The sequence below is a fragment of the Microvirga arvi genome (genome assembly GCF_016892765.1).
GTDB lineage: Bacteria > Pseudomonadota > Alphaproteobacteria > Rhizobiales > Beijerinckiaceae > Microvirga > Microvirga arvi.
Window position 1 is genome coordinate 1 of sequence record NZ_JAFEMD010000090.1, and the last position, 13,590, is coordinate 13,590.

Genomic DNA, 13,590 nt, shown 5'->3' on the forward strand with positions numbered 1-13,590 from the left:
AGTGGTGGGCCTGGCTTAGGTGCGTCATGGCGCGACACCTCCGTGTCTAAGACAACGCACAAGGCCCGGCTGTAGTATTAGTCCGAGAGTTCAGAGAAAATGCGGGCACCGCCATGGCAAAGCCTCAGGATCAGCCGACCACGCAAGATAAGCCAAAACTGAGCCCCGGAGATATGGCTGAACCCGGTACGCCGGGACGGGTGAGGATGTCTGCCCCGACTGCAAGGGCTCTGGCCAAATCGGCTCCGCGCCCTGCGCTACCTGCGGAGGCATGGGCAAGGTGACTGAGGGGATTGGTGGCGGATAGAATATCCTGAGCTGCTGGGCCAACAGGTACTAAAGAACGCGGACCGCTCACGAAGAGCTTTCGCAAAAGTTGCTCTGAGTCACCGAATAATAATCCGGTAGCAGGCTGTAGGCCTCGTCATGGGATCTTTTTCGAGATGGACAGAGCAGCGTCAATTTAGTCGATAGAACACGGCTTTGCGCGATGACATGACGCATAGTGTACTTTTACTTCCTCGCAGATCTGCTCAATCACCTCGAATGACGCCGAGAACACCTTTGTTCTGATACCAGCGGCTTGCTCCGTCGTGAAACGGCAGAAAGGTATTGCGGGTGAAGTTCCCCGGAACCGTCTCGGCCGCGGCCGAGTGGACCTCGACCAGCTCGTCATGGTTCGCGAAGACCGCCTCAAGGATCGCGTAAGCGAGGTCCGCGGGAACATCACGATGAGCGACCGCGAAGTTGTAAAGCCCGACCGTCCCGTAGTTGCTCCTCAGGGACGGGTAGGTGCCCGCTCCGACCACAGAAGCTCCAAGCTCGGGCATGGCGAGACGCAGATCGAGGATCTGTTGCGGGGTAAGTGGAAGGTAACGGACCTTTCCCTTTTGTTCGAGATCAATAAACGAAGGAAATGGAACGCCCGCGGCCACTGCGAGTGCATCAAGGGTTCCAGCCTGTACCTGGTTCGCCACATCGGCCCAGTCGCCATGAGCAAGTGAGGCGTCAACTTTCAAGACCTTGAAGAATTCGGGGATATAGGCTCCCGATGTGCCGCCCTGCGGGCCGATGCCGACGCGCTTACCATTGAGTTCGCCCACCGAGCGGATCCCAGATTCCTCGCGGACCATGAACTGGAAGGGCGTGTCGTACATGGCGAACAGAGCACGCATCGTTCTCAGCTGTTTGCCTCCGGTCCAAGGAGCTGATCCGTTCCAGCCCTGCAGAGCCACGCCAAGGGTCACAAACCCGATTTGGATCTCACCCGCATCCAACAAGAGAATGTTCTGTCCTGGACCCTCAGTCGACCGAGCTGTCACGGGAAGGTCGAGGGCGCGGGTCAGGATGCGCGCCAGCCCTTCGCCATAGGCATAGTACGTTCCTCCTGGAGAAGCCGTGCCGATCGTCAGTGATGGGGGCCAGTGCGGCTCTACGGCTGAAGCAGGCTGGCAGACCGCAAACAGCGCCAGAAGCATCGCAAAGATCTTCGCAGTGGATCGAAGCATGAGAACCTTCCTCTCTTTCGATGAGGCGGTGCCGGTTCAAGTTAACTTGCATTACTGGGAGACAGTCTTTCCTAAACACTCCAGATTGTGAAGCGATATTGTGGGCCAATCGCATGAACTGGCTATCAGACAGCTGGTTCAGCATGATGCTGGTCTTCGTCATAAGGCTCAGCTTGCCCCTACTTTCGAATATAATCCACTGGCTCTTCTCAACACCTGCAATGTCTCTATTTTGAAGTTTTCACGTCAGTTGCACTGACCTACTAGAGACCCCATTGCTTTGGTTTTTCGCAACCGGAACCGAATACAGCACTCCTGAGTTGCTCCCTCCAGCAGCGTAACCTCTGCTAATCAGAACAATTTTCCGGTCAAATCCGAATAATCAGCGTACCCGCGTCTAAACAATCAGCGCACCCGCATCTAACGGGAGGCGTCCGGGAGGTGACGGTGGACCGCAGTCGTGATCTTGATCCAGTCGAGACCAGAGAATGGCTCGACTCGTTGCATGGTGTTCTTGAGGTCGATGGACCCGAGAGAGCCCACTTTCTCCTTGAGCAGGTAATTGACGGAGCGCGCCGGAAGGGCGCTCCCGTCCCGTACTCGGCGACAACACCCTACATCAATACAATCCCGGTTGAACGACAGGAACCTCATCCGGGAGACCGAGCCATCGAGCACCGGATCCGGTCGGCCATCCGTTGGAATGCGCTTGCTATCGTGCTCAAGGCCAACAAAGCATCGTCCGAACTCGGAGGCCACATTGCGAGCTTCCAATCGGCTGCAACCCTCTACGACACTGGCTTCATGCATTTCTGGCGGGCGGCCTCCGATGAGCATGGCGGTGATCTCGTTTACGTACAGGGCCACTCCTCACCGGGCGTCTATGCTCGGGCCTTCCTCGAAGGCCGCCTTACGGAGGAGCAACTCCTCAGCTTCCGTCAGGAGGTCGACGGCAAGGGCCTGTCGTCGTATCCGCACCCGTGGCTGATGCCTGACTTCTGGCAGTTCCCGACTGTCTCAATGGGGTTGGGCCCATTGATGGCGATCTACCAGGCGCGCTTTCTCAAGTACCTGCATTTCCGGGGCCTCGCCCAAACCGAGGGGCGCAGGGTCTGGGCCTTCATGGGCGACGGCGAGATGGATGAGCCGGAGAGCCTCGGCGCGATCTCGCTGGCCGGACGCGAGAAGCTCGATAACCTCATCTTCGTCATCAACTGCAACCTGCAGCGCCTCGATGGACCAGTGCGGGGCAACGGCAAGATCGTCCAGGAACTCGAGGCCAACTTCCGGGGAGCTGGCTGGAACGTCATCAAGGTGCTGTGGGGTTCGGGCTGGGACGCACTGTTTGCCAAGGATACGAGCGGTATGCTCGTCAAGCTGATGGAGGAATGTGTTGACGGCGAGTACCAGGACTTCAAGTCCAAGGACGGCGCCTATATCCGCGAGCACTTCTTTGGCCGCTATCCGGAAACCCTGGCGCTGGTCGCCGATATGTCGAATGACGAGATCTGGAAGCTCACCCGCGGCGGGCATGACCCGAGCAAGGTTTATGCAGCCTATGCGGCCGCCGTTAAGCACAAGGGCCAGCCCACCCTGATCCTGGCCAAGACTGTCAAGGGCTATGGCATGGGCGAGGCCGGCGAGGGACAGAACATCACCCATCAGCAGAAGAAGATGGGCGAGGCGGTGCTGCGCCAGTTCCGCGACCGTTTCCAGATTGACCTGACGGACGAGCAGCTCCAGGAGATGCCGTTCATCCCCTTTGCCGACGATAGCCCGGAGATGCGCTATCTGAGGGCCCGCCGCGAGGCGCTCGGCGGCTATTTGCCATCGCGCCGGCGCAAGTCGGATCCTCTGAACGTGCCGCCGCTCTCTGCCTTCGAGCCGCAGCTCAAGGCGACGGAGGGACGCGAGATCTCGACCACCATGGCCTTCGTCCGAGTCCTCAACACACTGCTGCGAGACAAGACCATCGGCAGGCACGTGGTGCCGATTGTGCCGGACGAAAGCCGCACCTTCGGCATGGAAGGGATGTTCCGCCAGTTCGGCATCTTCTCCCAGGTCGGGCAGCTCTACCGGCCCGAAGACGCCAACCAGCTCATGTTCTACAAGGAGGACAGATCTGGCCAGATGCTCCAGGAGGGCATCAATGAGGCTGGCGCCATGTCCTCGTGGATTGCGGCTGCGACGGCGTATTCCACGTCGAACACGCCAATGATTCCGTTCTATGTCTACTACTCCATGTTCGGCTTCCAACGGGTCGGCGATCTCGCCTGGGCGGCTGGCGACCTGAGGGCACGCGGCTTCCTGATCGGCGGCACGGCAGGGCGCAGCACGCTCAACGGGGAAGGCCTGCAGCACGAGGACGGTCACAGCCATCTGTTCTCGGCCACGATCCCCAACTGCATCTCCTATGACCCGACCTTCTCGTATGAGGTTGCCGTCATTGTCCAGGACGGCCTGCGCCGGATGTATGCCGAGCAAGAGGATGTCTTCTACTACCTGACGGTGATGAACGAGAACTATGAGCATCCTGGAATGCCGGAGGATGCTCAAGGCGGCATCCTGAAGGGCATGTACCTGTTCCGGGAAGGGCAGGGGCCAAAGAAAGCCCCGCGGGTGCAACTCCTTGGCAGCGGCACGATCCTGCGCGAGGTGATTGCAGCTGCCGATCTGCTCGCTCAGGACTTCAGTGTTGCGGCGGATGTGTGGAGTTGCCCGAGCTTTACGGAACTCGCCCGCGAGGCGATGGCGATCGAGCGCTGGAACCTGCTTCACCCGACAGAGGAGCCGCGCAAGTCCCATATCGGGACTTGCCTGGAGAGCCGCGACGGACCCGTTGTCGCCGCGACTGATTACATGCGCCTGTTTGCCGACCAGATCCGGCCGTTCGTGCCGCGCCGTTACCGCGTGCTCGGCACGGATGGCTTCGGCCGTTCCGACTATCGCAAGCGCCTGCGCGATTTCTTCGAGGTCGACCGCCGTTGGGTCGCAGTGGCGGCCCTCAAAACCCTTGCCGACGAGGGGACGGTGAAGCCCACCGTCGTGGCCGAGGCCATCGCCCGGTACGGCATCAATCCGGAGAAACCCGCGCCGTGGACAGTCTGAGCATCGCGTAGCGACGTCATCGAAACGGCGACCCGCCCAACGAGGTCGCCTGATCGGAGGAGGAACGCCTTGGCAACTGAGGTGAAGATCCCTGACATCGGCGACTACAAGGATGTGCCGATCGTCGAGGTGCACGTCAAAGAGGGGGATCCTGTCAATGCGGATGATCCTCTGGTCTCACTTGAGTCCGACAAAGCCACCATGGAGGTGCCGGCGCCCTCCGCCGGAATTGTCGAGAAACTGCTGATCAAGCTCGGTGACAAGGTCAGCGAGGGCCACCCCATTGTGCTGCTGAAGGATGGCGACGCCACCATGCCCGAGCCACCGTCGCTGGTCGAGCAGCAGGAGCCGACCCCGCCGCCTGACCGCGCGCCATCGCCGCCGGCTACAGCCCCCGCGAAGCCGAACGACCCAGGAGTCCAGGCGGACTTCGGGCAGGTGCATGCCAGTCCGAGCGTGCGGCGCCTGGCGCGCGAACTCGACATCGATCTTACAACCATGCGCGGGACCGGCGAGAAGGGCCGGATCACCAAGGACGATGTGAAGGCTGCTCTCCGAGGCCCAGCCGCGCCGGTCTCGGCGCCTGCTCCAGTGGGCGGGATGGGGATCCCCGAAATCCCGGCAGTCGACTTCTCCAAGTTCGGCCCGATCGAGCTGCGTCCGTTGCCGCGCATCAAGAAGATCTCAGGCCTGCACCTCCATCGCGCCTGGCTCAATGTGCCCCTTGTCACGCATCAGGACGAGGCGGATATCACCGAGACGGACGTCTACCGTAAGGAGCTCGACGCTGCGGCCAAGGACAAGGGTTATCGCATCACCCTGCTCGCCTTCCTAATGAAGGCCTCTGTGTCGGCGCTTAAGGAGTTCCCGGAGTTTAATGCTTCGCTGAGCCCCGAGAAGGATGCCCTGATCCTGAAGCAGTACTATCATATCGGGGTGGCGGTCGACACACCGGAAGGGTTGGTCGTGCCGGTGATCCGTGATGTCGATCGTAAGGGTATCGGCGCCATCAGCCAGGAGCTTGGGGCGGTGTCGAAGAAGGCCCGCGACGGCAAGCTCGGAGCAGCCGACATGCGGGGTGCCTCCTTCACGATCTCAAGCCTCGGAGGGATTGGGGGCACCGCGTTCACGCCGCTCGTCAACGCTCCTGAGGTCGCGATCCTGGGGGTGGTGCGCTCCCGGATGGCGCCAGTCTGGAATGGTGAGACCTTCCAGCCGCGGCTAATGTTGCCGCTCTCGGTGTCGTACGATCACCGCGTGATTGATGGAGCGCTGGCGGCCCGGTTCACGCGCCATCTCGCGCATGTTCTGGAGGATGTTCGCCGCTTGGTTCTCTGACCCGACCTGCGCCCTGGGAGACAATGTGATGAGCCCGATGACCGAGATCCACCTGCCTGACATCGGCGACTTCAAAGACGTCCCGGTCATCGAGGTGCACGTTCACCCCGGCAGCAAGATCAATGTCGACGATACTCTGATTACGTTGGAATCCGACAAGGCAACGATGGACATCCCGGCCACAGCGGCTGGCACTGTCCGCGAGGTCAGGGTGAAGACGGGCGACCGGATCTCGCAAGGCGATCTGATCATCACTCTGGACGCGGAGGGAGCCTCCGCCATTCCGTCCAAGGAGCGGATCAAGGAGGAGGCGGCTCCGTCCCCCGGCCCAGGCCGAGCCGGCTACGGCAGTCCCAGCGGGGTGTATGAGGCGATTGAGGTCAGGATCCCGGATATCGGCGACTACACGAACGTGCCGATCATCGAAGTCCATGTGCAGCCGGGAGCCACGATCAAGGTCGACGACCCGTTGATCACACTGGAATCCGACAAGGCGACGATGGAGGTGCCCGCGGCCCAGGGCGGCACGATCAGGGAGGTCAAGGTTAAAGTGGGGGACCGCGTCTCCCAGGCCGACGTGATCGCCATTATCGAGACCAGTGCAGGTGCCGCTGCTGTACCGCTCGCCAGCCATGCCCCCGGGCAAGGTCAGGCAGGCTACGGATCATCAGCGCTTGAGGCCCGGGCTGGACCGAAAGGAGATGGACACAGAGCACCGGCGCCAGCCGCAAAACCTCCAGTCGCGATGACCGGCGACTTCCACGCCGAGGTGCTGGTGCTCGGGGCAGGCCCGGGCGGCTACACCGCTGCCTTCCGGGCTGCGGATCTGGGCAAAAAAGTCGTGCTGGTGGACCGCTGGCCGAGCCTTGGGGGCGTCTGCCTGAATGTGGGCTGCATCCCCTCCAAGGCGCTCCTGCACGCCGCCAAGGTGATTGACGAGACAAGGAGCATGGGAGCGCACGGGATCAGCTTTGGTGAACCTTCTATCGACATCGAGAAGCTGCGTGGCTGGAAGGATGGCGTGGTGAATCGGCTCACGGGAGGCCTGGCCGGTCTCGCCAAACAGCGTAAGGTGACGGTAGTGCCAGGCGTCGGGCGGTTCTTGTCCATGAACCAGCTGGAGGTTAGGTCGGACGAGGGGTCAACAATGATCGTGAGCTTCGAGCAAGCAATCATCGCGGCCGGATCGGAGCCGGTGACACTCCCTTTCATCCCGAACGATGATCCGCGCGTGATCGACTCGACGGGGGCACTCCAGCTGGACGGGATCCCGCAGCGGCTCCTGGTCATTGGCGGCGGCATCATCGGCCTGGAGATGGCGACCGTCTATCACGCGCTCGGTGCCAAGGTGACAGTCGTCGAGCTGATGGACCAGATTATCCCAGGCGCCGACAAGGACATCGTTACGCCGCTGATGAAGCGGATCTCGAAGCAGTATGAGGCCATTCACCTCAAGGCCAAGGTCACCAAAGTCGATGCCAACGGGCAGGGACTAACTGTGCATTTTGAGGGCGGCAGCGCACCGGCAACCGACACTTTCGACAGGATCCTCGTTGCGGTCGGTCGCAGACCGAACGGCAAGCTGATCGAGGCAGAGAATGCTGGCATTGCGGTGGACGAGCGCGGCTTCATTCCCGTCGACCGGCAGATGCGCACTAACGTTCCGCACATCTTCGCCATTGGCGACATCGTCGGCCAGCCGATGCTGGCCCACAAGGCCGTGCACGAGGGCAAGGTTGCGGCCGAGACCGCAGCCGGCAAGAACGCGTTCTTCGACGCCAAGGTGATCCCATCGGTGGCCTACACCGATCCGGAAGTGGCCTGGGTCGGGCTGACCGAAAACGAGGCCAGGGCGAAGGGGATCAAGTACGGCAAGGGGGTTTTCCCCTGGGCGGCAAGCGGCCGCTCCCTCTCACTCGGGCGGGACGAGGGTCTCACCAAGGTTCTGTTCGACGAAGCCACAGACCGGATCATTGGCTGCAGCATCGTCGGGCCGTCCGCGGGCGACCTGATCGCGGAGGCCGCGCTGGCCATCGAGATGGGGGCGGATGCGCAGGACATCGGGCTGACCATTCACCCGCACCCGACGCTCTCGGAGACCATCGGCATGGCGGCGGAAGCGTTTGAGGGCACGATTACCGACCTCTACATGCCCAAGAAGCAGCCACAGAAGGCACACTGAGCTGATGGTCGGCCGCGAACAGGCAACGTGCCTCTGCAAATCTTGGAAACCACGTGCGGTCACCCGTGCCAAAGTGAGGGATCATGAGCCAGGAAATGAACTTCAAGGCAGCAGGTGGCGAGGTTAGTCAAGCGGAACCGACCGCAGATGAGCTCCTCGTCAAGGCGGCGCTCGACTACCATCGTTTCCCGACCCCGGGGAAGATCACCGTTCTGCCGACCAAGGACATGACCACGCAGCGCGACCTCGCGCTGGCCTACTCTCCTGGCGTGGCGGCCGCGTGCCTGGCGATCAAGGACGATCCACTCGAGGCTGCGAACCTGACATCGCGCGGGAACCTGGTCGCGGTGATCTCTAATGGCACGGCCGTGCTGGGCTTGGGCAATATTGGGGCGCTTGCCGGTAAACCCGTTATGGAGGGTAAGGGCTGCCTGTTCCGCAAGTTTGCTGGCATCGATGTGTTCGATATCGAGATCGACGAGACCGACCCGGATAAACTCGTCGACATTATCGCCTCTCTCGAGCCGACCTTCGGAGGCATCAACCTGGAGGACATCAAGGCGCCAGAATGCTTCGTGATCGAGACGAAGCTGCGCGAGCGCATGAAGATCCCGGTCTTCCACGACGATCAGCATGGGACGGCGATTGTCGCTGCGGCGGCTGTCCTCAACGGCCTGAAGGTGGTCGGCAAGCGCATCGAGGACGTCAAAGTCGTCTGCTCCGGAGCCGGCGCGGCGGCGATCGCGTGTCTCAACATCCTGGTTGGTCTCGGCGTTCGCAAGGAGAACATCCTTGTTACCGATTCCAAGGGCGTCGTCTACCAAGGTCGCACGGAAGCCATGGATGAGCAGAAGGCGCAATACGCCCGTCCGACCTCCGCCCGGACCCTTGGGGAGATTGTGGAGGGTGCCGACATTTTCCTTGGTCTCTCGGCTGCCGGTGTCCTCAAGCCCGAGATGGTGAAGGCTATGGCGGAGAGGCCGCTGATTCTGGCCCTCGCCAATCCCGACCCTGAGATCCGGCCGGAGCTCGCGAAAGAGGCTCGCCCCGACGCCATCATCGCTACTGGGCGCTCAGACTATCCCAACCAGGTCAACAACGTTCTCTGCTTCCCGTTCATCTTCCGTGGCGCCCTCGACGTCGGCGCCAGCACGATCAATGAGGAGATGAAGCTCGCGGCCGTCCGGGCGATTGCCGAGCTTGCCCAGGCTGAGCAGTCGGACGTTGTGACAGCAGCCTACGGAACTCAGGACATCAGTTTCGGCCCTGATTATCTCATCCCGCGTCCCTTCGACCCACGGCTGATCACGAAGGTCGCGCCAGCTGTCGCCCAGGCGGCGATGGAGAGCGGCGTTGCGACCCGGCCGTTGCCAAACGTTGAGGAGTATCGGCGGTCGCTTCAGCGGTTCGTCTACACCTCCGGTACGGTGATGCAGCCGGTCTTTGCCGCGGCCGCCGAGTCGGGCCGCAAGCGCATCGTGTACGCGGAAGGCGAGGACGACCGTGTCCTTCGTGCAGCGCAGGTGGTCGTTGACGAGGGCCTTGCAACCCCCGTTCTGGTGGGCCGATTGGACGTCATAGCGCAGAAGATCGAGGCACTCGGCCTTCGGATTCAACCTGGCCAGCACATTGAGATCGCCAGCTTCGATGACCAAGATGCTATTGCCGAAGCCACGGAGGCCTATTACCAGCGGCGCAAGCGGCACGGCCTCTCCCGTGATGTCGCAGCAGCCGAAATGCGGCGCAACAGCACCCTGATTGGGGCGATGCTGCTCTGCGGCGGCCAAGCGGATGGGCTCCTGTGCGGCACATTCGGGGCCTACACCCAGCATCTGCGCTACGTTGAGGAGGTAATCGGACTGGCGGAGGGCGCCCATAACTTCGCCGCGATGAGCCTGCTCCAACTGCCGCGGCACACACTGTTTATATGTGACCCCTACATCCATCTAGACCCCACCGCAGAGGAGATCGCCGAAATGGCTATCCTGGCCGCGGGCGAGCTGAGGCGGTTTGGCCAGACGCCGCGCATCGCCCTCGTGTCGCACTCCAACTTTGGGACCGCCAGCGATCCGTCGGCACGCAAGATGCGGGATGCGCTCGAACTGATCCATCGGCGCGCGCCCGATCTCGAAGTCGAAGGCGAGATGCATGCTGATGCAGCGCTCAGCAAGCCGTTGCTCAACCGTATCTTCCCGGATGCGCGGCTTTCGGGCGAGGCGAACCTCCTGATCATGCCGAACCTGGATGCGGCAAACGCCACCTTCAACGCCCTCAAGATCGTCGCTGGGCAGGGGATCAGCGTCGGGCCGATCCTGCTCGGTGCGGCCAAGCCTGTCCACATCCTCACCCCCACGGCGACCGTGAGAGGGATTGTGAATATGACCGCGCTGACGGCCGTGGCCGCTGGATCAGCGGCGCAGACTGGCTGATCGGATCTCTTTGATGGAGGACACAACATGGCAACAGTGACCCCGACAACTGCGGTTCTGGGATCCCACCACCAAGGCCGGTGGTATCAGCACCTCTACGTCCAAGTACTCACTGCAATCGTGCTGGGTGTGCTCTTGGGCCACTTCTATCCCTCCCTCGGCGAAGCGATGAAGCCGTTGGGCGACGCCTTCATCAAGATGATCAAGATGCTCATTGCGCCAATCATCTTCTTTACGGTTGTGCATGGCATTGCCAGCATGAAGGACATGAAGAAGGTCGGCCGGGTTGGCCTAAAGGCTCTGATCTATTTCGAGGTCGTGACAACACTCGCTCTCGTCATCGGATTGATCGTCGTCAACCTATGGCAGCCGGGCGTCGGCATGAATGTCGATCTCTCCCGTGTCGACACCTCGTCAATCGCGACCTACACCGCGAAGGCGAAGGACCAGAGTACCATTGCGTTCCTGATGGAGATCATCCCATCGACGGTTGTTGGCGCCTTTGCCACTGGTGAAATCCTCCAGGTCCTGTTCTTCGCGATCCTGTTTGCCTTTGGCTTGCAGGCCCTCGGTGCGCATGGCGAGCCGGTGCTGCGTCTCATCGACATCGTCAGTCACATCTTCTTTCGCATCGTCGGCTTGATCATGAAGCTGGCCCCGATTGGTGCGTTCGGCGCAATGGCGTTCACAATCGGCAAGTACGGGGTTGGAACTCTGTGGTCGCTCGGCAACTTCATGTTGGCCTTCTACACGACCTGCCTGCTGTTCATCTTTGGCGTCCTGGGCGGCATCGCGGCGCTGTGCGGGTTCTCCATCTTCAAGTTCATCAGGTACATCAAGGAGGAGCTCCTTATCGTGCTCGGCACTTCGTCTTCTGAGTCGGTGCTGCCCCGCATGATCGCCAAGATGGAAAACCTTGGCTGCGAGACTTCGGTCGTCGGGCTGGTGATCCCCACCGGATACTCCTTCAACCTCGATGGGACCTGCATCTATCTGACGATGGCAGCGATCTTTCTCGCCCAAGCGACCAACACCGATCTGACCCTGTCGCAGGAACTGGGCATTATCCTGATCCTTTTGCTTACCTCGAAGGGAGCTGCCGGAGTTACAGGGTCCGGCTTCATCGTGTTAGCTGCGACACTTGCCTCGGTCGGCACAATCCCGGTCGCAAGCATCGCCCTGATCCTCGGCATCGATCGCTTCATGTCGGAAGCACGGGCTCTCACTAACCTGATCGGCAATGGGCTGGCGACTGTCGTTGTCGCGAAATGGGAAGGTGCCCTCGATGAAAAGCGCCTCCACCAGCGCTTGAACCAGGAGACGGATCTTGAAGCTGATGAGCCAGAAACGGTGAAGGTGGCGGATGATGTTGCCGAGGCGGGTAACCCACAGCCGATCCGGGTGTGAGCGACAAGCCTGAGGGAGCAGTGACTATGTCCGACGAGCGCAGTTCGGATACACGTGCGGACCATAAGCAGGAGCCCACCTCACAGCCCCGTGCCGAGTCGTCTCTCCATCGGATTGTGGTTGTTGGCGGCGGCGCGGCAGGGCTGCAGCTTGTGACCAAGCTGGGAGACCGGCTTGGCCGCCACAGGAAAGCCCAAGTGACGCTGGTCGAGCGCTCGAGGACGCATATCTGGAAACCTCTCCTGCATGAGGTAGCAGCCGGCAGCATGGACGTCGGCCACCATGCTGTCGACTATCTGGCGCAGGCGCACCGGCATTCTTTCCGCTATCGCATCGGAGAAATGATCGATCTGAACCGCGAGCAGCAGGAGGTCCACCTAGCAGCTAGCTTCGACAATGAAGGTCGCGAGGTCACCCCAGCACGCTCCTTCCGCTATGATACATTGGTCATCGCGGTCGGGAGTGGCAGCAACGACTTCGGCACCCCAGGCGTGCAAGAGCATGCCATCGCGTTGGACACGCCGGATCAGGCGGTGCGCTTTCATCAACGCCTGGTGAACAGTCTCATTCGAGCCCATGCGCAGCCAGGCCCGGTGCGTCCCGGCCAGTTGCATGTGGCTGTCATCGGCGCTGGCGCAACCGGCACGGAACTCGCCGCCGAATTGCACCGGGCGACCCGGCACGTTGTCGCTCATGGGCTCGACAGGGTTGACCCGGAGAAGGACCTCAAGATCACCCTCATCGAAGCGGCCGAACGCATTCTCCCGGCCGTCCCCGAGCGAGTCTCCGAGAGCGTCATGCGGCTGCTCGCGACCATCGGGGTTGAGGTTCGCACGAAAGCGCGTGTGACCGAGGTGTCCGACAAGGGCGTCCACCTTGCCGACGGGAGCTTCGTCCCGTCGGAACTCGTGGTCTGGGCCGCGGGGGTGAAGGCGCCTGACTTCCTGAAGGATTTGGCGGGGCTTGAGACAAGCCGCACCAATCAGCTTGTGGTCACTCCAACACTCCAGACCACGCGCGATACGAACATCTTTGCAATTGGCGACTGTGCTTATCTCGTCACGCCGGATCTGCCCACGCCCATTCCGCCCCGTGCGCAAGCTGCGCATCAGCAGGCCACCCACCTCGTTGCGCAGATCCAGCGGCGCCTTGAAGGCAAGCCTCTGCAGCCCTTCCGCTACCGCGACTTCGGTTCGCTGGTCTCGCTCGGAGAGTACAGCACGGTCGGTAATCTCATGGGCTTTATCCGAGGAAAAAACTTCTTCATCGAAGGCCTGCTGGCTCGTCTGATGTACCAGTCACTCTACACGATGCATCAGAGGGCGCTGCATGGATCTCCAAAGGTTGCTCTCGATACGACCGCGCGCATGCTGACCCGCCGCACCGAACCCCGTATTAAGCTCCACTGACAGGCAGGATCATGGGCATGGATTGCTGCTCTGCCATATATTACCCGTCGAAGGACGCCTTTCATCGTCGCGTGCTCTGCGATGTTGAGTATCGATAAACAACCCACAGGAGGAACTATGAGTAACATCGTCATCGTCGGCGCGGCACGCACCCCCGTCGGCTCGTTCAATGGGGCCTTCGCCAACACCCCGGCCCACGAACTCGGCGC

General features: G+C 61.4%; 8 protein-coding genes. 7 read left to right on the forward strand and 1 reads right to left on the reverse strand.

Annotated elements, in window-relative coordinates; all coding sequences use genetic code 11:
- Nucleotides 1–533: 533 nt before the first annotated feature.
- Nucleotides 534–1,508 (reverse strand): TAXI family TRAP transporter solute-binding subunit, encoded by a 975-nt coding sequence (locus tag ILT44_RS27985; RefSeq protein WP_204242893.1) that lies wholly within the window; start codon nucleotides 1,506–1,508, stop codon nucleotides 534–536.
- Nucleotides 1,509–1,955: 447 nt separating this feature from the next.
- On the opposite strand from ILT44_RS27985, the gene aceE reads away from it, so the two are divergent.
- From aceE to ILT44_RS32190, 7 genes are all read left to right on the forward strand, one after another.
- Nucleotides 1,956–4,616 (forward strand): pyruvate dehydrogenase (acetyl-transferring), homodimeric type, encoded by a 2,661-nt coding sequence (aceE, locus tag ILT44_RS27990; RefSeq protein ID WP_372441271.1) that lies wholly within the window; start codon nucleotides 1,956–1,958, stop codon nucleotides 4,614–4,616.
- Nucleotides 4,617–4,685: 69 nt separating this feature from the next.
- On the forward strand, nucleotides 4,686–5,954 hold the full coding sequence (locus ILT44_RS27995) for a 2-oxo acid dehydrogenase subunit E2 (RefSeq protein WP_204242895.1): 1,269 nt from the start codon (nucleotides 4,686–4,688) through the stop codon (nucleotides 5,952–5,954).
- A 28-nt stretch (nucleotides 5,955–5,982) separates the two neighbouring features.
- Nucleotides 5,983–8,136: a dihydrolipoyl dehydrogenase gene (lpdA, locus tag ILT44_RS28000; protein WP_204242896.1), complete on the forward strand. Its 2,154-nt coding sequence runs from the start codon at nucleotides 5,983–5,985 to the stop codon at nucleotides 8,134–8,136.
- An 83-nt stretch (nucleotides 8,137–8,219) separates the two neighbouring features.
- Entirely contained in the window at nucleotides 8,220–10,565 is a 2,346-nt protein-coding gene (locus ILT44_RS28005; RefSeq protein WP_305070725.1) for an NADP-dependent malic enzyme, read from the forward strand.
- 27 nt (nucleotides 10,566–10,592) lie between these two features.
- On the forward strand, nucleotides 10,593–11,972 hold the full coding sequence (locus ILT44_RS28010) for a dicarboxylate/amino acid:cation symporter (protein WP_204242897.1): 1,380 nt from the start codon (nucleotides 10,593–10,595) through the stop codon (nucleotides 11,970–11,972).
- A gap of 26 nt (nucleotides 11,973–11,998) precedes the next feature.
- The gene (locus ILT44_RS28015; protein WP_204242898.1) at nucleotides 11,999–13,381 is read left to right on the forward strand and encodes an NAD(P)/FAD-dependent oxidoreductase; all 1,383 of its coding nucleotides are present in this window, start codon (nucleotides 11,999–12,001) and stop codon (nucleotides 13,379–13,381) included.
- Between the two features lie 117 nt (nucleotides 13,382–13,498).
- Nucleotides 13,499–13,590, forward strand: a 92-nt coding sequence (locus tag ILT44_RS32190) for a thiolase family protein (protein WP_504739448.1), incomplete at its 3' end; no start/stop codon positions are given.

What these genes read in the sequence shown, in the direction of transcription:
- lpdA (WP_204242896.1), top strand. Translation starts at nt 5,983, where the DNA reads ATGAGCCCGATGACCGAGATCCACCTGCCTGACATCGGCGACTTCAAA.
- ILT44_RS27985 (WP_204242893.1), bottom strand. Translation starts at nt 1,508, where the DNA reads ATGCTTCGATCCACTGCGAAGATCTTTGCGATGCTTCTGGCGCTGTTT.
- ILT44_RS28005 (WP_305070725.1), top strand. Translation starts at nt 8,220, where the DNA reads ATGAGCCAGGAAATGAACTTCAAGGCAGCAGGTGGCGAGGTTAGTCAA.
- ILT44_RS28010 (WP_204242897.1), top strand. Translation starts at nt 10,593, where the DNA reads ATGGCAACAGTGACCCCGACAACTGCGGTTCTGGGATCCCACCACCAA.
- ILT44_RS28015 (WP_204242898.1), top strand. Translation starts at nt 11,999, where the DNA reads ATGTCCGACGAGCGCAGTTCGGATACACGTGCGGACCATAAGCAGGAG.